This window comes from Cellulosimicrobium protaetiae, from assembly GCF_009708005.2.
Taxonomy (GTDB): domain Bacteria; phylum Actinomycetota; class Actinomycetes; order Actinomycetales; family Cellulomonadaceae; genus Cellulosimicrobium; species Cellulosimicrobium protaetiae.
This window is the reverse complement of the sequence record NZ_CP052757.1, coordinates 1413765-1435280: the sequence shown is the minus strand read 5'-3', so window position 1 is coordinate 1435280 and position 21516 is coordinate 1413765. Positions and strand designations below refer to the sequence as shown.

19 protein-coding genes and 1 tRNA gene are annotated in these 21516 nt (G+C 74.5%); 3 read left to right on the top strand and 17 right to left on the bottom strand.

Going from position 1 to position 21516, the window contains the following annotated elements; translation table 11 throughout:
- Positions 1 to 166 precede the first annotated feature (166 nt).
- The 10 genes from urtA to groL form a co-directional block, all read right to left on the bottom strand.
- Entirely contained in the window at positions 167 to 1432 is a 1266-nt protein-coding gene (gene urtA, locus FIC82_RS06175; RefSeq protein ID WP_168731552.1) for an urea ABC transporter substrate-binding protein, read from the bottom strand.
- Positions 1433 to 1655: 223 nt separating this feature from the next.
- Complete coding sequence (locus FIC82_RS06170; protein WP_168731551.1) at positions 1656 to 4790, bottom strand: hypothetical protein; 3135 nt, start codon at positions 4788 to 4790, stop codon at positions 1656 to 1658.
- Positions 4791 to 4825: 35 nt separating this feature from the next.
- Complete coding sequence (locus tag FIC82_RS06165; protein WP_154797933.1) at positions 4826 to 5866, bottom strand: energy-coupling factor ABC transporter permease; 1041 nt, start codon at positions 5864 to 5866, stop codon at positions 4826 to 4828.
- Position 5867: 1 nt separating this feature from the next.
- A complete protein-coding gene (locus FIC82_RS06160; RefSeq protein ID WP_168731550.1) occupies positions 5868 to 6857 on the bottom strand; it encodes an urease accessory protein UreD in 990 nt (329 codons plus the stop codon).
- 45 nt (positions 6858 to 6902) lie between these two features.
- Positions 6903 to 7724, bottom strand: coding sequence for an urease accessory protein UreG (ureG, locus tag FIC82_RS06155; protein WP_168731549.1), 822 nt, complete (start codon positions 7722 to 7724; stop codon positions 6903 to 6905).
- Positions 7717 to 8652 (bottom strand): urease accessory UreF family protein, encoded by a 936-nt coding sequence (locus FIC82_RS06150; protein WP_253691519.1) that lies wholly within the window; start codon positions 8650 to 8652, stop codon positions 7717 to 7719. Before FIC82_RS06150 ends, ureG begins: the two co-directional genes overlap by 8 nt.
- A 3-nt stretch (positions 8653 to 8655) precedes the next feature.
- A complete protein-coding gene (locus tag FIC82_RS06145) occupies positions 8656 to 10374 on the bottom strand; it encodes an urease subunit alpha (RefSeq protein WP_154797931.1) in 1719 nt (572 codons plus the stop codon).
- 3 nt (positions 10375 to 10377) lie between these two features.
- Complete coding sequence (gene ureB / locus FIC82_RS06140; RefSeq protein WP_154797930.1) at positions 10378 to 10836, bottom strand: urease subunit beta; 459 nt, start codon at positions 10834 to 10836, stop codon at positions 10378 to 10380.
- 50 nt (positions 10837 to 10886) lie between these two features.
- A complete protein-coding gene (locus FIC82_RS06135) occupies positions 10887 to 11189 on the bottom strand; it encodes an urease subunit gamma (protein WP_047232401.1) in 303 nt (100 codons plus the stop codon).
- Between the two features lie 168 nt (positions 11190 to 11357).
- Positions 11358 to 12983, bottom strand: a complete 1626-nt coding sequence (gene groL / locus FIC82_RS06130) for a chaperonin GroEL (protein WP_154797929.1) — start codon at positions 12981 to 12983, stop codon at positions 11358 to 11360.
- 292 nt (positions 12984 to 13275) lie between these two features.
- Here groL and FIC82_RS06125 point away from each other — a divergent pair, with 292 nt between their 5' ends.
- Entirely contained in the window at positions 13276 to 14727 is a 1452-nt protein-coding gene (locus FIC82_RS06125; protein WP_418884344.1) for a glycoside hydrolase family 15 protein, read from the top strand.
- 94 nt (positions 14728 to 14821) lie between these two features.
- Here the strand turns inward: FIC82_RS06125 and FIC82_RS06120 are convergent, their stop codons facing one another.
- The 4 genes from FIC82_RS06120 to FIC82_RS06105 form a co-directional block, all read right to left on the bottom strand.
- Positions 14822 to 16324, bottom strand: coding sequence for a phytoene desaturase family protein (locus FIC82_RS06120; RefSeq protein WP_168731548.1), 1503 nt, complete (start codon positions 16322 to 16324; stop codon positions 14822 to 14824).
- Positions 16325 to 16343: 19 nt separating this feature from the next.
- Positions 16344 to 16547 (bottom strand): cold-shock protein, encoded by a 204-nt coding sequence (locus tag FIC82_RS06115; protein WP_047232397.1) that lies wholly within the window; start codon positions 16545 to 16547, stop codon positions 16344 to 16346.
- 187 nt (positions 16548 to 16734) lie between these two features.
- Complete coding sequence (locus tag FIC82_RS06110; RefSeq protein ID WP_154797927.1) at positions 16735 to 17385, bottom strand: LytR C-terminal domain-containing protein; 651 nt, start codon at positions 17383 to 17385, stop codon at positions 16735 to 16737.
- A 79-nt stretch (positions 17386 to 17464) separates the two neighbouring features.
- A complete protein-coding gene (locus FIC82_RS06105) occupies positions 17465 to 17785 on the bottom strand; it encodes a DUF3263 domain-containing protein (RefSeq protein WP_087469826.1) in 321 nt (106 codons plus the stop codon).
- Positions 17786 to 18025: 240 nt separating this feature from the next.
- Here FIC82_RS06105 and FIC82_RS06100 point away from each other — a divergent pair, with 240 nt between their 5' ends.
- Positions 18026 to 18685 carry a uracil-DNA glycosylase gene (locus FIC82_RS06100; protein WP_256390419.1) on the top strand — a complete coding sequence of 220 codons (660 nt, stop codon included), beginning with the start codon at positions 18026 to 18028 and terminating at the stop codon, positions 18683 to 18685.
- Positions 18686 to 18801: 116 nt separating this feature from the next.
- On the top strand, positions 18802 to 19671 hold the full coding sequence (locus FIC82_RS06095) for an SGNH/GDSL hydrolase family protein (protein WP_418884343.1): 870 nt from the start codon (positions 18802 to 18804) through the stop codon (positions 19669 to 19671).
- Positions 19672 to 19806: 135 nt separating this feature from the next.
- On the opposite strand, the gene FIC82_RS06090 is transcribed toward FIC82_RS06095, so the two are convergent.
- The 3 genes from FIC82_RS06090 to FIC82_RS06080 form a co-directional block, all read right to left on the bottom strand.
- A tRNA-Thr gene (locus FIC82_RS06090) sits at positions 19807 to 19879 on the bottom strand.
- Between the two features lie 91 nt (positions 19880 to 19970).
- Positions 19971 to 20825 carry a DsbA family protein gene (locus tag FIC82_RS06085; protein WP_154797926.1) on the bottom strand — a complete coding sequence of 285 codons (855 nt, stop codon included), beginning with the start codon at positions 20823 to 20825 and terminating at the stop codon, positions 19971 to 19973.
- An 85-nt stretch (positions 20826 to 20910) separates the two neighbouring features.
- Positions 20911 to 21486, bottom strand: coding sequence for a hypothetical protein (locus FIC82_RS06080; protein ID WP_154797925.1), 576 nt, complete (start codon positions 21484 to 21486; stop codon positions 20911 to 20913).
- Positions 21487 to 21516 lie beyond the last annotated feature (30 nt).

The window sequence follows — 21516 nt, the reverse complement described above, 5'->3', positions numbered from 1 at the left end:
CCGGGTCGTGCCCGGGTCTGGCCGAGGGAGACTCCGTAGTGAGCTTGCGAACGGAGGAGGATCCCGACCGAGAACACCGGAGCCCGCGAGGAACGAGCGGGCGGATGGTAGACCCGGCGCGCACACCCCGGTCCCCGCCGGGCTCACACCCGGCGGAGCTCCCCCACTACGAGAGGCCCTCGGCCCAGTCGTAGCCCTCGAGGTACGGGTCGGGCTCGATCGGCTCGCCCGAGCTCCACTCGGTGTAGATGAGGCCGTCGGGGCCGATCTTGCCGATGAGCGCGGTCTTGGCGATGTGGTGGTTGTCGCCGTTCACGGTGACGGAGCCCTCCGGCGCGTCGAAGGTCACACCGTCGGCGGCCTCCTGGACGTCGGCGACGGCGAACGACTCCGCCTTCTCGACCATGCCCTTCCACAGGTACAGCGACGTGTACGCCGCCTCCATGGGGTCGGACGTCACGCGGTCGTCGCCGTACTTCGCCTGGAACGCCTCGACGAACGTCGTGTTCTCGGGGCTGTCGATGGTCTGGTAGTAGTTCCAGGCGGTGAGCTGGCCCTCGACGTTCTCGACGCCGACGCCGCCGACCTCCTCCTCGGCGATCGACACCGACACGACGGGCATCGTGTCCGGGCCGAGGCCCGCGTTCTTGTACTCCTTGAAGTACGCGACGTTGGAGTCGCCGTTGAGCGTGTTGAACACGGCGTCGGCGCCGGCGGACTTCACCTTGTTGACGATGGTGGAGAAGTCGGTGTGGCCCAGGGGCGCGTACTCCTCGCCGAGGACCTCGATGCCGTTGGCCTCCGCGTAGGCGTTGATGATCTTGTTCGCCGTGCGCGGGAAGACGTAGTCGGAGCCGACGAGGAAGATCGACTCGACGCCCTGCTCCTTGAGGTAGTCGAGCGCGGGGACGATCTGCTGGTTGGTCGTCGCGCCGGTGTAGAAGATGTTGGGCGACGACTCCAGGCCCTCGTACTGGACCGGGTAGAAGAGCAGCGAGTCCTGGGCCTCGAAGACGGGGAGCATCGCCTTGCGCGACGCGGACGTCCAGCCGCCGAACACCGCGGCGACGCAGTCGCTCGTGATGAGCTTCTCCGCCTTCTCCGCGAAGACGGTGGGCTCGGACTGGCCGTCCTCCTGGACGATCTCGAGCTGCTTGCCGAGCACGCCGCCGTCGGCGTTGATCTCCTCCGCCGCGAGGGCGAGCGAGTCGGCGACGGTCTGCTCGGAGATCGCCATGGTGCCGGAGAGCGAGTTGAGGAAGCCGATCTTGACGGTGTCGCCGGAGGTGTCGACGCAGCTCTCTGCGGCGCTGGTCGCGGCGCTCGCGCCGTCGCCGGTCTCCGTCTTCGCGCCGCACGCGGTGAGCGTGAGCGCGAGTGCGACGAGAGCGGCGGCCGGGGCGAGACGGGTCGTGGCGCGTGAAGGTGTCACGAGAGTCCTTTCAGCGAGGTTCGCACAGCGGAGTTCTCCGCAGGTTTCTCAGCAGGAGGCCGGCGGCCGCCGGGCAGGCGGTCGCTCGCCGGGAGCACCGGGTACAGGCATGTATACGTTCATGTGCCCGTGGGGGTGCCCACTGATGTCGACGCTAGTGACGCCGTGTTTCGCCCGATCTGCCCGTGCTGTTAACGGCGCGTGTCACGCGGTCACGATTCGGTCACGCGGCGCCGGGCACCCGTCGGCCGAGCCACCAGGCCAGTACCCCGACGCCGCCGACCACCAGGCCCGCCGCGGCGACCAGGACCGGGAGGTCCGCGGGGATGCCCAGGTGGACGGTGAGGCCGAGGATCCTCGACAGCCCCCACGGCAGGATCATCATCTGGTCGTTCCAGGCCGTCAGCGTGTGCTCCAGCCCGACCCAGGCCACCACCGCACCACCGACGACGAGCGGCGCCGCGACCGCCACGAGGACTCGGCCCGTCGCTGCCAGGACCCCGGCGCCGAGCGAGCGCAGCGCGAACCACGCCGCGACGAGGACCCACCCGAACGCCGCCGTCGCGAGCGTCACGTACGCCGTCCGCGCGCCGGGCTCCGCCCAGAGCCCGTACCAGTACCCACCGGGGCCCGTCGGCACGAGCGCCCCGAGCAGCAGGACCGTGCGCAGGACCGCCGCGCCGCCGACCGCGCCCGCGAGCGCGAGGGAGCCGCGCCTCCCGGCGACCAGCCGCAGGACGCCGACGAACAGCGCCCACGCCCCGAGCACGAGAGCGAGGTGCACCCAGGAGAGCGCCCAGGTGTACACGACGCGGCTGAGCACGACGGCTACCACGGGCAGCACCAGCAGGACGACGCGGTCGGCTCGTCCGGCGCCGGTCACGGCGGCGGCGACGCGCCACGGGCGGGTCGCGCCGAGCCACAGCGCGCGCAGGGCGAGACCGCCGGCGACCGGCCCGGCCGGGCCTGGGTCACCGGACGGCCGGCGACGGCCGAGCCGCGCGAGGAGGCGCTGCCCGGGTGCGGTGCCCAGGAGCAGCGCGGCGACGAGCAGGACGCCGAGCGCCCGTGCGGCCCACGCGGCGGGCAGGTCCCGCCCGGCGCGCTCCAGGCCGAGGTCGGCGGCGGTGAACGTGTACGCGGGCAGGTAGAGGTCGTCCCCGTACTGCTCGACGTGCGCGGACCGGGACGCCTCGAAGCGGACCCGGGCGTCGTCCCACGCGGCGCGGGCCGCGCCGTCACCGGTCGCGAGCCACCGCCCGTGCTGGAGCACGACCTCGCGGTAGTCGGCGAGCACGGTGAAGAGGTCGACCTCGTAGTCGATCGCGTCGAGGAGCTGTGTCCGCAGCCCGTCGTCGCGCCACGTCGCCGGGTCCGTGCCGTCGACCAGCGCGCGCATCTCCTCGACGGTCTCCACCGCGCCGCGCCCCTCGGCGACGGCCGCCTCGACGTCTTCCGGGTCGGTGCCCACGATCGACGAGATCGAGTCGAGCGCCGCGGCGTCGCCGGAGACGATGTCCCACTCGAAGATCCACATCATCGGCGGGGGCTCGAGCCCGAGCGCCCGCACCCGGTTCTCCGCGAACGGCTCGATGTACAGCCCCTGCCGCACGGCGTCGCGCGAGCGGGCCATCGCCTCCCCGACCGCCGCGACGGTCGCCGGGTCGTCCGAGAACGTCGCCCGCGCCCAGGAGGCGGTGATCTCCCCGGGATCCGTGCCCGGGTCGACGGCCAGGCGGGCCGCGGCGTACGTGTTGAGGTCGTAGAGCTGCCAGAACCCGGACTTGCGGTACAGGCTCATGGGCCCGGCCTTCCACGGACCGCCGTCCTGCGCCCACGCCCACACGCCCTCGACGCCCGGGTTCGCGGCGAGGTAGTGGTCGAGCGCCGCGGCGTAGGCGGGCGCGAGGTCGTTGGGCAGCGCGCCGAAGCCCTCGAACTCGCGCCGCGACTGGAGCTCGACGATGCGGCGCTGCGTCCCGACCTCCAGCGTCGGGTTGAGCGGCAACCACGAGTAGAAGTCGCCGGCGACGTGCTTCGTGGACACGACGAGCGACGGCGAGTCGATGCCGGCGAGCACGCTCTCGTACGACTCGGGGTTCGTGTGCAGGTCGCCGACGGCGCCGACACCGACCGTCCACGACCGGAAGATGACGTCCTTGCCGTGCTCCTCGGCGACGCGCGTGAACGCCCCGAGCATGGCCCGGACCGCCTCCTCGTCCGTGACCGCGAGCTCGGACCAGTAGTCCCAGCCGGGCAGGTCGTAGATCCGGCCGGCCTCCCCGATGCGGACCATGATCCCGTCGACCGCGGGCATCGCGGTGAACAGCTCGTCGAGGCCGGCGGCGTACACGTCCCAGAGCTCGGGGTCGTGCACGTCCAGCCCGCGTCCGTCGAGGTAGTCCCGCAGCGGCGTGCTGAGCATGAGCATGTCGGTCTGGAGGTAGACGTCCATGCCCGCCTCGTCCGTGTCCTCCCACAGCGGGCCGAACCCCTCGCGCATCGCGAGCGCGCGGTCGAGGTGCTCGTCGCCCACGGGGTAGACGCCGTGCCCGTCGCCCACCCCGTCGAACGTGACGTACTCCAGGAACCCCGGGACGACGACCCCGTTGAACCCCTGCGCGAGCTGGGTCGCCACGTAGCCCCGGAGGTCCGCCGCGTCGTCGGCGAGCGCGGCGTCGTCCACGTAGGGGGCCTCCGAGAGGATCGCGTCGGCGAACGACCCCCCGTTGTGCGAGTAAGGATCGCCCTCGCGCCACCCCTGCGCGTCCGGCTCGATGCCGGTCGCCCCCTTGTCGACGAGCCGCATGCCGAGCGCGGGCTCGCGCACCGCGCCGTCCTGCGGGTCCCCGGCCCCGGCGGGGAGCGCCACCCGGCCCGTGCGCACGCGGTCCGCGACCTCGTACAGACCGTGCGCGGCGCCGGCAGGATCAGCCGCCTCGAGGCGCCAGCCGTCCGCGACGACCGTCACGCGGTACGCCTCGGGGTCGTCCGAACCGAGGTCGACGCCGGTCACGACGCGCAGCTCACCGGCCGCCGCGCCGCCGTCGCCCGCTCCCCCGGCGCCCCGCCGCGCCTCGGCGTCGCGCCCACGGCCGGCGAGCGCGGCGACGAGCGCGTCGGCCGCGAGCGACAGCCTGAGGCTGTCGTCGGGCAGCGCGACGACCGACACCGGGGGCACCTCCGCGACAGGCGTCCGTGGTGCGGCGGCCGGTTCCTCGGGCGCGGCGACCGCCGGCTCCGCCTCGACGGCGAGGACGTCGCCCAGCCCGGCGGCGACGCCGAGCCCGGTCGCGAGGAGGACCGCGACCGCTGCCGCGGCGTACCAGGGTCGGCGAGGGGCGACGTCGTCGTGCACGGGCGCAAGCGTAGGCGCCGCGGGTCACGCGCCGGTCACGGTCGGACGGTCGCGGTGGCTGCCCTCCCCCGGGTACGCAGGAGCGCGATCGTCAGCGCCGCGGCGAGGGCGACGACGAGGGCCACGCCGACGAGGCCCGCGACGCCGACGAAGATCCCGCCGGCCTCGCCGTAGTCGGCGAGCGGCATCCCCGCGAACGCGTGGTCGCGGGCCGCGTCCGCGAAGCCGACCGACTCGGCCGTCGCCTCGAGGCCGTCCGGGGTGGCCGCCGCGAACGAGGACACGACGACCGCCGCGAGCAGCGCGCCCGACCCGAGCGCGAGCACGGCGCGACGCACCGCACCGACGGACGCGGCAGCAGGAGAGCCAGGGCGAGGCGAGACGGCTGCGCCCGGCGAGGTCTGGGCGGGCACGACGGCGCCGCTCGCCGCGGAGCGAGCCACGTCCTCGATCGCCGCGACGCCCGGGGCGACGGCGAGCACGAGCCCGACGACCCCGGCCGTGATGAGCGCCTCGCCGAGCCCGATCACCGCGTGCACGGAGAGCATCTGGCCGACGAGCTCGCCCACCGGGACCGGGACCGTCCCGCCGACGGCGAACAGCCCGGCGAACACCGCCGCCGACACGGGCACGCTCGCGAGCGCCCCCGCTCCCGCTGCCGCGGGCGACCACCGGCCGCGCGTCAGCCGCAGCACCCCGCGGGTCACGGCCCAGCCGACGAGCGTCCCGACCACCGCCATGAGCAGCACGTTCGTGCCCAGCGCGGTGAGCCCGCCGTCGGCGAACACGAGCGCCTGGACGAGCAGCACGAGCGTCACGGACAGCACGCCGAGCCACGGCCCGACGAGCGCGGCCGCGAGCGCCCCGCCCATGAGGTGCCCGCTCGTGCCGGCGGCGACCGGGTAGTTGAGCATCTGCACGGCGAAGACGAACCCGGTCGTCGCGGCCGTGAGCGCGACGCGACGCGGGGTGAGGTCCTCGCGCGCCCGGTAGGCGGCGTAGCCGACGGCAGCGAGGGAGACGACGGCGGTCGTCGCCGACGTGGGGTCGTTCAGGAAGTGGTCGGGGACGTGCATGTCAGGCTCCTGTCGTCAGCAGTGTCGTGCGGGTCTCGGGGAGGTCGGCGGTCGACGGCGCACCGCGGGCGGGCGGCGGCGCGGCACCGGGCGGGTCCGTGACTCGGGCGGCGCGCGCCGCCGTCGTCCAGGCCGCGACGACGGCGTCGATCCCGGCGTCGTGGGTGCTCGCGCCGAGGTGGCGGGCGATCACGCCGGGTCCGTCGAGGTCCAGCCGCAGGGGTCCGGTGAGCGCGGGCGGACCTGGGCGGGACGGCGCCGAGGTCGAGGGCGGTTCCGAGGCGGTCGCGGGCGGCCGGGCGCCGAGGCACAGCGCCGAGTCGACGACCCGGGACTCGCCGAGGATCCCGGGCAGCGTCCGGTCGTCGGCGAGGTCGAGGTCCTCGACGAAGAGCTCGCGCACGCGCTCCGGCCGCGTCGGGTCTTCCTGCCATGCGCGTCTCGACCCTCCCGGCGGCGCGGACTCACCGGTCCCGCCGACACCGCCGAGGATCCGCGGGGCGACAGGTCCCGACAGGTCGACGCGCGTGCGCGACCGCAGCCGGCCGCCCACCTCGCCCGTGCGGCCCAGGACGAGCGTCTCGCGCAGCAGCGCGACGCCCCGATCACCCTGTGTCCCGCCGTCGGCGAGCGACACGCGCGTGGTGCGCTCGACGTCGGCCCCGTCCGCGACGACGAACGGCAGCGCGTCCCACACGAGGAGCGCTCCGGCGTCGACCCGCACCTCCACGTCCCACGACGCCGACCGGCCGCGCCCCGCGTACGCGACCGTGCCCGACACCTCGACGAGCTCGAGCTCGACGCCCTCCCCCACGTGCACCTCGATGCGCACGTGGTCGCCGCCGAGGAGCAGCGCGCGCGTCGCGACGAGCGCGACCCGGGCCGTGCGGCGACCCGTGGACAGCACGCGCGGGGACAGCGCGCCGGGCCGCAGGTCGCACCGCACGCGGCCCGCCTCCCGGTACGCGCCGACGCGCGTCAGGTCGTCCACCAGCGCCTCCGTCGTCCTCGCCCTCGTCCTCTGCGTCGTCCTGGGTCAGTCGCGCCCGACGGCGGCCGCAGGCTCCGCGGGCACGTCACCGTGCGGGTGGTCGTGCGGGTGGTCGTGCGACCCGTCGCCCTCGTCGTGCGTGTGGAGGAACCCGTTGCCCTCCTCGTCCGCGTGGAAGTGCGGCGCCATCGGACCGGGGTCCTGCGGCACGTGCGCACCCGCTCGGTGCGCGACGAGCAGGGTCTGCACCCACGTGGTGAGCGCGTCGATCGACTCGCGGTCGAGGCGCGAGAGGGCGAGCACCGGGGCTCCGTCGCGCGCGGCGGTCGCGTCGAGGACCATCCGCGGCACGTCGACGCCCACGTACGGCGCGAGGTCGGTCTTGTTGACGACGAGCAGGTCGGCCCGGGCGATGCCCGGCCCACCCTTGCGCGCGACGTCGCCGCCACCCGCGACGTCGAGCACGAAGATCTGCGCGTCGACCAGCGCCGGGGAGAACGTCGCCGTGAGGTTGTCGCCGCCCGACTCGACGAGCACGACGTCGAGCGGCGCGAAGTCCTCCTCGAGGTCTTCGACGGCGAGCAGGTTGGCGGTCACGTCGTCGCGGATCGCGGTGTGGGGGCACGCGCCCGTCTCGACGGCGCGGATGCGCTCGGGGTCGAGCACGCCCGCGGAGCGCAGGAACCGCGCGTCCTCGTCGGTGTAGATGTCGTTGGTGATGACGCCGAGCTGCAGGACGCCGGACAGCTCGCGGCACAGGAGCGCGATGAGCGAGCTCTTGCCCGTGCCGACGGGTCCCGCGACGCCGAGGCGCAGGGAGCGGGTGGGGTTCTGGGTGGCCTGGTGGTCAGGCAGGGTGTCAGGCACTGAACAGCCTCTCGGTGGTGCGGGCGTGGATCTCGGCCCACTGCTCGACGAGCGGTGCGCCGTGCGCGGGGATCGCGCGGGGGTCGGTCAGGTCGGCGACGTCGTGGGCGAGCGCGTCGATCGCCGGATGAGCGGCCACGACCCAGCCCGTCGCGACGACCGGGTCGACGGGCTCGAGCTTGAGCGTCGCCGCTGCGACGGTCTGCACGTCCTCGTACCCGACGAGACGCGCGACCTGGAGCGCGGACAGCCCTGCGCACGCGGCGGTCACGCCGAGCACGACCGGTCGCGGAGGCTGCGGCCCCCGGCGGCCGGCCACCGCCCGGCCACCCGGACCTGGTCCGGTGCCCGACGGCGCTCGCTCGGACGACGTGGTGCCCGCGCCCGGGTCGGGTGACCCGTCGGCGCGGCGCGCGTCGGCGCGGCGCGCGTCGGCGACGAGCACCGCCGCCTCGTCCAGCGCGGCGACCGCGGGATGCCCTGCCCACAGGCGGCGCAGCAGCCGCAGAGAACCGCGCCCCAGCCGCTGCGACGTCTCGCGCAGCGCGGGCGACGGTGTCCGGGCCGTCCAGGCGAGCCACGTGTCGGCGAGGTCGTGCGCCGCGGACACCACGCCGCCGGGCGTCACGCCGTCACGCACCGCGGACGGCGCGCCACCCGCGGGAGGCCACCCCGCGCCGTCGGGCACGGGACCGGCCGCGAGCGCGACGTGCCGCGCGACGACCGCCGTGGCCGCCTCGACGCGCGTGACCGTGGCGAGGCGCGCGCGCACGTAGTCGGGCACGCGCGCCGCGGGCATGCCCGCTCGCAGCGCGGGTTCGAGGCCCGCGGACTGCGTGTGCCCGCCGGTGGGCAGGCGCGCGTCGGCGAGCAGCGCGAGCATGAGCTCCGCGCGCCCCTCCCCGTCGACCTCGGGCGTCTCGCTCATGGCTCAGAACAGCGAGTAGAGCTGCGCGAGCGGCAGCCGGTCGGCGGGCGCGGGGACGACGAGCTCGCCGTCGACCTCGATCGCGAAGGACTCCGGGTCGATGTCGATCTGCGGCAGGTAGTCGTTGTTCTTCATCTGCGCCTTGCCGACGCCGCGCGTGTCCGCGACGGGGAGGAGCTGTCGGGCGAGCCCGAGCCGCTCCTCCAGACCGTCGTCGAGCGCGGCGGGCGAGACGAACGACATGGACACGTCGGCGCCGATCGCGTCGGCGAGCGCGGGCCGCATGAGCACGGGCTGCGGCGACGGGATGGACGCGTTCGGGTCGCCCAGCGCGCCCCACACGAGCGCGCCGCCCTTCATGACGACGCTCGGCCGGACCCCGAAGAACTTCGGCTCCCACAGCACGAGGTCCGCGACCTTTCCCGGCTCGACCGACCCGACGTACGCGTCGATCCCGTGCGCGACGGCCGGGTTGATCGTGTACTTCGCGACGTAACGGCGGGCCCGCAGGTTGTCGGCAGGGAGCTCGGGGCCGCGCGCGCCACCGGGGCTCGCGCCGCGCCGCGCCTTCATGACGTGCGCGACCTGCCACGTGCGCGTGACCACCTCGCCGATGCGGCCCATGGCCTGCGCGTCGGACGACGTGATCGACATGGCGCCGAGGTCGTGCAGGACGTCCTCGGCGGCGATGGTCGTGCCGCGGATGCGCGACTCGGCGAACGCGAGGTCCTCCGCGACCTGCGGGTTGAGGTGGTGGCACACCATGAGCATGTCGAGGTGCTCGGCGACGGTGTTCACGGTGTGCGGGAGCGTCGGGTTGGTCGAGCCGGGGATGACGTTCGGGTGGCTCGCGACGGTGAGGATGTCCGGCGCGTGCCCGCCGCCCGCGCCCTCGGCGTGGAACGCGTGGATCGAGCGGCCGCCGATCGCGCGCAGCGTCGACTCGACGAACCCGGCCTCGTTGAGCGAGTCCGAGTGCAGCGCGACCTGCAGCCCCCAGTCCTCGGCGGCCTTCAGGGCCGCGTCGATCGCGGCCGGCGTCGAGCCCCAGTCCTCGTGGACCTTGTAGCCGCCCGCCCCCGCCATGGCCTGCTCGCGCAGGCCCTCCGCGCTCACGGTGTTGCCCTTGCCGAGCAGCAGGACGTTCACCGGGAGCCGGTCGAGCGAGCGGTGGATCGCCTCGAGGTGCCACGCGCCGGGCGTGACCGTCGTGGCCTTGGTGCCCTCGCTCGGCCCGGTGCCGCCGCCCGCGACGGTCGTGATGCCCGTGGCCAGCGCCTCCACGACCTGCGACGGCGAGATGAGGTGCACGTGCGAGTCGATGCCACCCGCGGTGAGGATCTTGCCCTCCCCGCTCACGACGTCCGTGCTCGGCCCGATGTGCAGGTCGGGGTGGACGCCGTCCGCGACGTCGGGGTTGCCCGCGCGCCCGAGCGCGACGATCCGTCCGTCCCGGATCCCGACGTCCGCCTTGACGATCCCCCACCAGTCCAGCACGACGGCGTTCGTGACCACCGTGTCGAGCGCGCCCTCGGCGCGGGTCGTCGACCCCTGCGCCATCGACTCGCGGATCGACTTACCACCGCCGAAGACGACCTCCTCGCCGCCGAACGTGCGGTCCTCCTCGACCTCGATCCACAGGTCGGTGTCGCCGAGGCGCACCTGGTCGCCCGTCGTCGGGCCGTAGAGCGCGACGTAGCGCTCGCGCGAGATCGCGACCATGCGTCAGCCCTCCTCGGGTGTCGTCGTGCTCCGTGCGCCGAACCCGGGGTCTCTCCCCACGTCCGCCGGATCCTGGGGAGCGACCCCGGGCTCAGCAGGCTCGGTCGCGCGGTCCAGCGCCCCGCCGTCGGGCTTGCCGCGCTGGAGGCCGGGCACTCGCCGTCGACCGCGCAGGGCGACGGCCTCGACCTCGGCGGACGCGCCCGGCTCGAAGCGGCGCGACGTGCCGGAGGGGACGTCGAGCCGGAACCCGTGCGCGGCGGCGCGGTCGAACGAGAGCGCGGCGTTGGCGTCGGGCAGGTGGAGGTGCGAGCCGATCTGGACCGGGCGGTCCCCCGTGTTCGTCACGACCAGCGTCACGCGCTCGTCGTCCGTGCGGTCGGCGTTGAGGACCACGGGCACGTCCTCGGTGCCGCGCTTGAGCCGGACCGCGCCGGGGCCGCTCGTGCTGATGCCTGCCATGTCTCGCCTCGCTCTCGCTGAGCCTCGTGCGCGCGCCGGACCGGTCCGGCTCAGGCGATCGGCTGGTGGATGGTGACGAGCTTGCGCCCGTCGGGGAACGTCGCCTCGACCTGGACGTCCGGCAGCATCTCCGCGACGCCGTCCATGACCTCGTCGCGGCCGAGCACCTCGCGCCCCGAGACCATGAGCTCCTCGACGCCCGCCCCCTCGCGGGCCCGCTCGATCACCCACGTGGTGAGCAGCGCGACCGTCTCGGGGTAGTTGAGCAGCACGCCCCGCTCGCGCCGGTCGCGCGCGACCATGCCCGCGACGGCGAGCAGCAGCTTCTCGGTGTCCGCGGGCGTCAGGTGCATGACGGCGATCCTGCCGCGCGTTCGTTTCGGGCGTGTATACACCGCGTTATACGTCCGTGTACCGGTGCGGTCCCGGGCACGACGAAGGCCGCCGACCGGGCGAACCCGGCCGACGGCCTTCGATGTCCTGCGACCTCCCGGACAGACCGGGAGAGGGTCAGGCGTGGATCAGAAGTCCATGCCACCCATGCCACCGGTCGGGTCGCCCGCGGGGGCGGCCTTCTCCGGCTTGTCGGCGACGACGGCCTCGGTCGTGAGGAAGAGCGCCGCGATCGAGGCGGCGTTCTGCAGCGCGGAACGCGTGACCTTGACCGGGTCGTTCACGCCGGCGGCGAGGAGGTCCTCGTACACACCGGTCGCGGCGTTGAGGCCCTGGCCGGACGGGAGGTTGCGCACCTTCTCCGCGACGACGCCACCCTCGAGGCCCGCGTTGACGGCGATCTGCTTGAGCGGGGCGTCGATCGCGGCGCGCACGATCTGCGCACCGGTCGCCTCGTCGCCCTCGAGCTCGAGCTTCTCGAACGCCACGGCACCGGCCTGGATGAGCGCGACGCCACCACCGGCGACGATGCCCTCCTCGACGGCCGCCTTCGCGTTGCGCACGGCGTCCTCGATGCGGTGCTTGCGCTCCTTGAGCTCGACCTCCGTCGCGGCACCCGCCTTGATGACGGCCACGCCGCCGGCGAGCTTCGCGAGGCGCTCCTGGAGCTTCTCGCGGTCGTAGTCGGAGTCCGACTTCTCGATCTCGCCACGGATCTGGTTGACGCGACCCTGGATCAGGTCGGCGTCGCCCGCACCCTCGACGATCGTGGTCTCGTCCTTGGTGACGACGACCTTGCGCGCCTGGCCGAGCAGGTCCAGCGTCGCGTTCTCGAGCTTGAGGCCCACCGTCTCGGTGATGACCTGGCCGCCGGTGAGGATCGCGATGTCCTGGAGCATGGCCTTGCGGCGGTCGCCGAAGCCCGGGGCCTTGACGGCGACGGACTTGAACGTGCCACGGATCTTGTTGAGCACCAGGGTCGCGAGCGCCTCGCCCTCGACGTCCTCGGCGATGATGAGGAGCGAGCGGCCGGCCTTCATGACCTGGTCGAGGACCGGGAGCAGGTCCTTCACGTTCGCGATCTTGGACTCGACGATGAGGACGTACGGGTCCTCGAGCACGGCCTCCTGGCGCTCGGGGTCCGTCTCGAAGTAGCGCGCGAGGAAGCCCTTGTCGAAGCGCATGCCCTCGGTGAGCTCGAGCTCGAGGCCGAACGTGTTCGACTCCTCGACCGTGATGACGCCCTCCTTGCCCACCTTGTCGAGGGCCTCGGCGATGAGCTCGCCGATCGCGGGGTCGCCGGCGGAGATGGCGGCCGTGGCGGCGATCTCCTCCTTGGTCTCGATCTCCTTGGCGGCGTTGAGCAGCTGCTCGGTCACCGCGTCGACGGCCTTCTCGATGCCGCGCTTGACGGCGATCGGGTTGGCGCCGGCCGCGACGACGCGCAGGCCCTCGCGCACGAGCGCCTGGGCGAGCACGGTGGCGGTTGTGGTGCCGTCACCCGCGACGTCGTCGGTCTTCTTGGCGACCTCCTTGACGAGCTCGGCACCGATCTTCTCGTACGGGTCCTCGAGCTCGATCTCCTTGGCGATGGAGACGCCGTCGTTCGTGATGGTCGGCGCGCCCCACTTCTTGTCGAGCACGACGTTGCGGCCCTTGGGGCCGAGGGTGACCTTGACGGTGTCGGCGAGGATGTTGAGCCCTCGCTCCATGCTCCGACGAGCCTCCTCGTCGAAGGCGATGATCTTGGCCATGGGGAATGATCCTCCGCTGGTGGCGTGTGGCGGTCGGCCGGCGCCCGCGACGGACGGCCCGCGACGGGCGGCGTTCATGTCACGCCGCCGGGGCGGGCCTCACCTGTCGACCTGGTGTTGTGCGCCGCACCCGCGGTGAGCGGCTGCCTGCGCTGGTCACTTCTGTCACTCTCATGACGAGAGTGCTAACGCCATTATTGGCACTCGCACGGTGCGAGTGCAAGACAGCCCGTCAGGGCTCTCCCTCGTATCGCGACGGGCGAAACCCGCCGTGCCGCCCGCTCCCCTTAGGATGCGCGGTGTGATCCGCGCAACACCGTCGTGGCGCCTCGCAGCAGCCCTGGCCGGCTTCGTGCTGGTCCCTGCCCTCGGCCTCACCGCCGCGACCGCCGTCGCAGCCCCCACGGGCGAGCACATCGACCTGTACCAGGACGGCGTCGCCGTCACGACCGCCCCCGACGGCGGCACCGCGCTCCTGCGCCTCGCCCCCGGCGCCGCGGCGACGTACCTCGACGGCAGCCGTGTGCTCGACCCCGCGACGCTCTCCCCGTTCACGGTCGCCGACGGCGTCGACCCCGCCGACGGCGAGGCGGACCGGCTCGCACAGGTCGCCGGGACCCGGCTCGACGCGTCGGCGCTCCTCGACCCCGCCCGGGCGCAGGACGCCGCCGCCGCCTCGCGCGCGTGGCTCGCGTCCGGCGTCGTCCCCGGCGCTGACGGTCCGTTCGCAGCCCTCGGCGAGGCCGCGCTGCTCGACCTGCGCGCCCTGACCCTCGACGACGGCGCCGCGCTCGCCGCCGCGTCGCCCAAGTGGCGCTACGTGTGGCCGCGCGACGCGTCGTTCACCGCCGCGGCGTTCGCGCGCACCGGTCACGTCGACGACGCGCGGGACGTCCTCGGCTTCCTCGCCCGCGTCCAGGAGGACGACGGGTCGTTCCACGCGCGCTACCTGCCCGACGGCTCGGGCGTGCCCGACGACCGCGGCCTCCAGTCCGACGGCGTCGGCTGGGTCCTGTGGGCAGCCGACGTCGTGCTCGAGGAGACGCCCGTCGGCGAGCGCCGCGAGGTCGCCGCCGAGCTGCGGCCCCTCGTCGACGCCGCGGCCGACCACGCGCTCTCGCTCGTCGACGGCGAGGACCCGCTTCCCCCGCCGTCGAGCGACTACTGGGAGGTCGAGCCCACGGCGCTCACGCTCGGGACCGCCGGACCCCTCCTCGCCGGGCTCGAGGGGGCCGCCGACGTCTACGCCGCCGTGGGCGAGACCGACCGGGCGACCGACGCGACGCTCGCCGCCGCGCGGCTGCGCATGGCGGTCGAGCGGTCGTTCGGGTCGCAGGGCTACCCGCGCCACGTGACCGGCGGCGCGCGCGACGCGTCGACCGCGTTCGTGCTGCCGCCGTTCCAGCCCGAACCGCTCGCGGGCGCGGACGCGGCGTGGCGCGCGTCGGTCACCGAGATGCTGCGCCCGGCGGGCGGTCTCGCGCCCGGCGCGGGCTGGCGCGAGGACGGCATCTCCTGGACGCCGCAGACGACGCTCTACGCGCTCACCGCCGCGTCGTCGTCGGACCCGGAGGACCGTGCCGACGCCCGGGAGTGGCTCCGCTGGGTCGACGACCACCGCACCGCGTCCGGCGCGATCCCGGAGAAGGTCCTCGCGGACGGCTCCCCCGCAGCCGTCGCGCCGCTCTCCTGGAGCTCCGCCCTCGTCGTCCTCGCCCTCGCGGAGCTCGACACCGCGAGATAGCGCCAGGACTCGCCGAGGGAGAACCCTGGCATCACGAGGGAGAACCCTGGTCCGCCGCAGGAGAACCGGGGTCCGCCGGAGCAGTTCCGGGGGCCTACCTGCGCGGAGCGAGGTTCGGCGTCGGTGCCAGGCTCGGCTCCTCCCGCACGTCGAACTCGCGGCGCAGCACGCGCCGCGCGGCGTTCCAGCCGCCGAGCCCGTGCACGCCCGGACCAGGCGGCGTGGACGCCGAGCACAGGTACACGCCTTCCAGCCCGACCGCGTACGGGTCGAGCCGGGGCGTCGGGCGCGCGACCATCTGCCACATGCTCACGGCACCGCCCGCGATGTCGCCGCCCACGTAGCTCTCGTCGTGCGCCGCCATCTCCGCGGCGGGCACGCAGCGGGACGCGACGACGAGGTCCCGGACCCCCGGGGCGAACCGTTCGAGCTGACCGAGGACGTCCTCGGTCACGTCGCGCGTCGAGCCCGCAGGCACGTGCGCGTAGGTCCACAGCGGCCGCAGGCCGTTCACCTCGCGCGCGGGGTCGACGACGGTCGGGTCGCTCGCGAGGACCATCGGCCGCGCCGCGTGGCGGCCGGCCGCGACGTCCGCCTCCGCGCGCGCCATCTCGGCCCGCGTCCCGCCGACGTGCACCGTCCCGGCACGCCCCACCTCGGGGTCCGTCCACGGGACCGGCCCGGAGAGCACGAGGTCGACCTTCGCGGCCGCGTCGCCGTGCCGGAACCGCCGCAGGGCCCACTCCGTGCGGGGCGACAGCCGGTCGCCGAACACGTCCGCGACGACGCCGGGAGCCGTGTCGAACACGTACGCCCGGGCCCGTGGCAGGTCGGCGAGCGCGCTGACGCGGTGACCCGTGACGACCTCGCCGCCGTGCGCCCGCAGGTCGTCCAGGAGAGCCCCGACGATCGCGCCCGACCCGCCGCGAGGAAGCGGCCAGCCGCCCGGGGCGTGGCCGAGCGACGCGAGCAGGAGCGCCGTCCCCGCGGCGGCCGGCGAGGGCAGGCGCGAGATCGCGTGCGCCGCGACGCCCGTGAGGAGCGCACCCCCCTCCTCGGTCCGGAAGCGCCGGCCCCAAGCCGCACTGCCCTGCTCGAGGACGGCCGCACCGAACCGTGCGGCGACGGCGGCGCCACCGGGCGTCAGCGTGCGCCCGGGGACCGAGCGCTTGTCACCCAGGGCGAGCGCGACGACGTCGCGCCAGCCGTCGGCGAGCGGGCCGAGCAGGCTGCGCCAGGCGTCGCCGTCAACACCCAGACGCTCCACCGTGCGGTCGAGGTCGTGGAACGCGATGCCCGCACGGCCGCCGTCGAGCGGCTGCGCGTACGACACCTCGGGCACGAGCAGCTCCACGCCGCGCGCACCCAGGTCGAACGCCTCGAAGAACGGCGACGCCCACGCCATCGGGTGCACGGCCGAGCAGAGGTCGTGCACGACCCCGTCCGCGAGACCGAGGTCGAGCGTGCGCGAGCCGCCGCCGATCGTGGGCTGCGCCTCGAGGACGCGCACGGCAAGACCGGCACGTGCGAGGGTCACGGCGGCGGCCAGCCCGTTGGGGCCTGAACCGACGACGACGGCGTCGAGGTTCTCCGTCACGCGACCCTCGCGTGCGGTGTCAGAGGGGCCGCACCTGCTCGGCCTGCGGGCCCTTCGTGCCCTGGCCGAGCTCGAACTCGACCTCCTGGCCCTCGTCGAGCGTGCGGTAACCGTCGGTCTGGATCGCGCTGAAGTGCACGAAGAGGTCCTGCCCGCCGGCTGCGGGCGTGATGAACCCGTAGCCCTTCTCGGAGTTGAACCACTTCACGGTGCCCTGAGCCATTGACGTTCTCCTCGTGCATCGTCGCCCGCGAGGCGACCCCCGCCCCGTGGTAGCCCGAGCCTAGCCCGGGAGCGGCCCGCACGGAAGGTCGGACGCGCGGCGCGACGCAGGCAAGGACTCCGACGAACGGGCAGGTCACACGGGTGCGCTCGCCGCCCGGGAGGGAACGAGATACGCAGCGCGGCGGTCAGCCGACCGGGGTGAGCTCCGACTTGACGATCACCACGACGTCGCCGGCGCGGAGCGTCTGCTGACTCACCTGCTCCGCCGGGATGCCGAGGATGGCCGCGACGGCGGCGGCGCTGTCGCTGCGGTCCTCGGCGTACCAGACGGTGGTCGCGGAAACCTCGTCCGGGTCGCCCTCGTAGTCCGCGGCCTCCACGTCCGTGAAGCCCTGGCTCGTGAGCGCGTCGCGACCCTTGCCCGCCTCGCCACCGATGCCGCTGGCGTTGAGCACCCGGACGTTGGCCGAGGGGTCGGCGGCAGCCATGAGCGTGGCGATGTCGGGCGCCGCGGGCGTCTCCTCAGCCGGCGGTTCCTCCGTCGCCGGGGGCTCCTCGGTCGCCGGAGGCTCCTCGGTCTCCTCGGCGGGCGGCGCCTCGGTCTCCCCGGCCGCGGGGTCGGTGGACTGCGCCTGCGGCGGGTTCTCGGTCGCGCCGTTGTCCGACAGCAGCGCGACGCCCCCGTACGCGAGGCCGGCGAAGACGACGGCGACCAGCAGGAACGGCCACGTCTTGCTCCACCCGCTGCGCGGCGTGCGGTGCACCCCCACGGGGGAGCCCTGCTGCGCGGGCGCGTCGAACTCGTCGGGCGCGTAGGGGTAGCGGCTCTTCGTCACGGCGACAGGGTAGCCCGGTCAGGCCCGTTGGCTAAACGCCCGGTTCGCCCGGACTTCACGGGCGAAGGTCCGTCGCACGTCAGAGCCCTTCGAGCCGACGGGCCGTGCGAGCCCGCTGCCTGGTGGAACGCATCCGGCGCAGCCGCTTGACGAGCATCGGGTCGTGGGCGAGCGCCGCCGGGGAGTCGATGAGCGCGTTGAGCACCTGGTAGTAGCGCGTCGCGGTCATGTCGAACAGCTCGCGCACCGCCTGCTCCTTGGCGCCCGAGTACTTCCACCACTGCCGCTCGAACGCCAGGATCTCCTGGTCGCGCTCGCTCAGGCCCGACGACGGGTCCTCCTGGACGGTCGGGTCGCCGACCGCGTCGGGTCCGTCGAGCACGTACGCCGCCTCGCTCATCGTTCCCTCCCTGCACTCTCTCGTCACCAGGCCTGCGCACGGCGGTGCGCGCGACCGCCTCTCAGCGTACGCACGAACCACACCGGTGTCATTCGTCCTCGCCGGAGTCTCGAAGAGGCGCCCCGTGAGGCCGTTAGGCTCGGTGCCGTGGAGAGCGCACCCGCCCAGCCCGTCGACGTCGACCCGGTCGCGGCCCCGGCCGTCACCGAGCCGACTCCGCCCCGCCCCCCGCTCGCGAGCATCATGGCGCCCGACTGGGCGCAGGCCCTCGCGCCCGTCGAGCCGCAGCTCCACGCGCTCGGGGACTTCCTGCGCACCGAGGTGGCGGCCGGACGCGAGTACCTGCCCGCGCCGTCGGCGATCCTCAACGCCTTCTCGCGGCCGCTCGCGGACGTGCGCGTGCTCGTCGTCGGGCAGGACCCGTACCCCACCCCGGGGCACCCGATGGGGCTGTCGTTCTCCGTGCAGCCGCACGTGCGCCCGGTGCCCCGTTCGCTCCAGAACATCTTCGCGGAGCTCGCTGAGGACGTCGGCGCCCCCACGCCCGCGAACGGCGACCTCACCGCGTGGAGCGACCAGGGCGTCATGCTCCTCAACAGGGTGCTCACCGTCCGCCCGGGCGAGCCGGGCTCGCACCGCGGCCAGGGCTGGGAGGCCGTCACGGAGGCCGCGATCCGTGCGCTCGTCGCACGCGACGCCCCGCTCGTCGCGATCCTGTGGGGCCGCGACGCCGCGACGCTGCGCCCGATGCTCGGCGACACGCCCGTCGTCGCGAGCGCCCACCCGAGCCCGCTCTCCGCGCGCCGGGGCTTCTTCGGCTCCCGCCCGTTCTCGCGCGTCAACGAGCTCCTCGCCACCCAGGGCGCACCTCCCGTCGACTGGACCCTCCCCACCGCGTAGCACCCACCACGCCGAGCAGGTGGTTCTGGCTCGTCGCCGCCGCGTGACGCGCCGGGATCGCCTGGTCGACCCGCCGGGATCGCCTGGTCGGGCGGCGCCGGGAGCAGAATGGGCGGGTGACGACGCAGAACCCGACGACCACTCCCCTGGCCGGTGACGCCTCCGACGCACGCCGCCCCGACGACGCCCCGCCCCGCTGGACGAGCTACGTCGCGATCGGCGACTCGTTCACCGAGGGCCTGTGGGATCCCTACCCCGGCGAGGACGACCACCAGCGGGGGTGGGCCGACCTCCTCGCCCAGCACCTCGCCGTCCGGCGCGTCGAGGCGGGTGAGGACCCGCTGCGCTACGCGAACCTCGCGATCCGTGGGCGCAAGCTGCGCTCGATCCTCACCGAGCAGGTCCCGGCGGCGCTGGCGCTGAAGCCGGACCTCGTGAGCGTCATCGGCGGCGGCAACGACATCCTGCGGCCGAACGCCGACGTCGACCGGCTCGCGCGCAACCTCGAGCACGCGGTGGCGCGCCTGTGCGGGGCGGGGATCGACGTCCTCCTGGCGACCGGCTTCGACGCGTCGCAGTCGCCGCTCGTGGGCCTCACCCGGTCTCGCGTCGGGGTGTACAACGCGCACATCTGGTCGATCGCGCGCCGGCAGGGCGCGTACGTGCTCGACCTGTGGGGCATGCGCGCGCTCCAGGACTGGCGCGTGTGGTCGGAGGACCGCATCCACCTGACGCCCGAGGGGCACCGGCGGGTCGCGCAGGCGGCGCTCGTCGGGCTGGGCCAGTCGCCCGACGACGCGGCGTGGGACGACCCGCTCGCTCCCCTGCCGCCGCTCCCGGCCCTGGACCGCGCGCGCCAGAACGCACAGTGGGTGCGCACGCACGTCGTGCCGTGGGCGCAGCGCCGGATCCGGGGGACGTCGTCGGGCGACGGCCGCATCCCCAAGGCGCCCGAGCTCCTCCCGGTGCCGCTCGCCGACCGCTGATCGCGGACGAGGTCGGCGGCTCCTGCCGAGATCGGCGGTCGATGCTGCCGATCTCGGCAAGGGCTGCCGAGCTCACGACCGCGCGCCGGCACGACGACGCCCCCGGGTCCGCGGAACCGGGGGCGTCGTGGTGGGAGCCGCCTGTCGGGTTCGAACCGACGACCTTTCGCTTACAAGGCGAGTGCTCTACCAGCTGAGCTAAGGCGGCGTGCCCGGGCTGCCGGGCGAGCGAACAGACTACCTGCTCGCCCGGCAGACCCGGTCGGCGGCCCGCGACGCCGACGACGCGGGCCCGACGGTCAGCCCTGCGCGGCCGTGACGGCGTCGGGGAGCGCGTTCGGGTCGCTCCAGTTCCCGTCCCAGCGCTCGCCGTCGATCGTGATCGTCGGCGTGCCGAAGCCGCCGGACTGCGGGTTCGCGAGCGCCTCGTCCTGCGTGACGAGGCTCGTGGCGGTCGCGACCCAGTCGCCGTACGTCTCGACCGCGGTGCCGTCCTCGATCCCGGCGGCGACGTCCGCGGGGACGCCCGCCTGCTCGGCGATGTCCGCGATCTGGGCGTCGGTCAGGGTGCCGCTGCCCTCGGCGGGCTGGTTCTGGAACATCGCCGTGTTGAACGCGTTGAGCGCCTCGGGCGCCTGGTCCGCGATCCACGCCGCGGCGGAGGCCGAGCGGGTCGAGAACTGCTGGGACTGCGCGACCCGGTCGAGGATGGAGACCGGGTGCAGGACCACGGTGATGTCGCCGGACGAGCGGAGCTCGTCGAGCGTCGCGCCGTTCGTCTCCTCGAACTGGCCGCAGATGGGGCACATGTAGTCGAGGTACACGCCGACCTCGACCGCGCCGTCGTTCTCCGTGCCCGCGGCGCCGTCGGCCCCCATGGGGATGCCGCCGTCCTCGCGAGCGGTGGCCGGGTTCGTCACGTCGGCGAGGTTGCCCGCGGCGACGGCGTCGACCGTCTTCTGCTGGTCGTTCATCGCGGGGATCCACACGGCGAGGAACACGCCGACGAGCACGAGGACGCCCGCGACGAGCGCTCCGATCGTGATGAGGCGGTTCCGCTTGTCGCGCTTGGCCTGCGCCTCGCGCAGCGCGAGGGCCTCCGCGCGCGCGGCCTCGCGGCGCTGGGCCTTGGTCTGGGCTTCGTTGCTGGGCATGGTCGTCCTCCGAGGGAGTTCCGAGAGCTGGGGGTCGAGGTGCGCGCCGACGAGGGTCGCGCGGGCCGTGCGTCCGACGGCGTCGTCAGACGAGGGCGAGCCGCGGCGGTCCGCGCCGGGTGCGTACCACCGCGTCGGCGAGGTGGTGCAGCGCGGCGGGGACGGCGTCGGGCACCTGGCGCGCGACGCGAGGCGCACCCGCGACGAGCCCGCGCACCGGGCGCGGGTTGCCCCGCACGACCGCGCGCAAGGAGCGCGCCGCCCCGGTCACGACGGCCCGGGAACGCTCGTGTGCGCGACGCGCCCACGTGGACACGCCCCACGCGACGGCCGCGGCCAGCGCGTGGGCGACGACGACGGGCAGCGCGAGCGCCCCGACCACGGTGACGACGGCGGCGGGGTCGCCGCCGAGCGCCGTGCCCGACGGGCAGTCAGGGGTCTCGTGGACGAGCGCGAGGTGCATCCCCGCGACGCCCCACGCGCCGGGCAGCGTGACGCACTGGTGCACGACGGCGTACCCGCGGTCGGCGAGGTGCGTCATCACGGCGGCGAGGAGGGTGAGGAGCAGGAGCGCGGGGCCGAGCAGGCGGCCGGTCGCGGGCACGACGGACGTGCGCGTCACGCCGCGCGACCACGCGCGCGGCACCGTCGTCCGGAGCACGGCGCCCATCCTACGCACGGGGGCTGGTAG

Bases quoted from the DNA above. Each gene is read 5' to 3' on its own strand.
- FIC82_RS06165 (WP_154797933.1), bottom strand. From the start codon at position 5,866: ATGCACGTCCCCGACCACTTCCTGAACGACCCCACGTCGGCGACGACC.
- FIC82_RS06135 (WP_047232401.1), bottom strand. From the start codon at position 11,189: ATGCACCTGACGCCCGCGGACACCGAGAAGCTGCTGCTCGCCGTCGCG.
- FIC82_RS06115 (WP_047232397.1), bottom strand. From the start codon at position 16,547: ATGGCTCAGGGCACCGTGAAGTGGTTCAACTCCGAGAAGGGCTACGGG.
- FIC82_RS06150 (WP_253691519.1), bottom strand. From the start codon at position 8,652: ATGAGCGAGACGCCCGAGGTCGACGGGGAGGGGCGCGCGGAGCTCATG.
- FIC82_RS06125 (WP_418884344.1), top strand. From the start codon at position 13,276: ATGCGCGGTGTGATCCGCGCAACACCGTCGTGGCGCCTCGCAGCAGCC.
- groL (WP_154797929.1), bottom strand. From the start codon at position 12,983: ATGGCCAAGATCATCGCCTTCGACGAGGAGGCTCGTCGGAGCATGGAG.
- ureB (WP_154797930.1), bottom strand. From the start codon at position 10,836: ATGGCAGGCATCAGCACGAGCGGCCCCGGCGCGGTCCGGCTCAAGCGC.
- FIC82_RS06105 (WP_087469826.1), bottom strand. From the start codon at position 17,785: ATGAGCGAGGCGGCGTACGTGCTCGACGGACCCGACGCGGTCGGCGAC.
- FIC82_RS06145 (WP_154797931.1), bottom strand. From the start codon at position 10,374: ATGGTCGCGATCTCGCGCGAGCGCTACGTCGCGCTCTACGGCCCGACG.
- FIC82_RS06085 (WP_154797926.1), bottom strand. From the start codon at position 20,825: ATGCCCAGCAACGAAGCCCAGACCAAGGCCCAGCGCCGCGAGGCCGCG.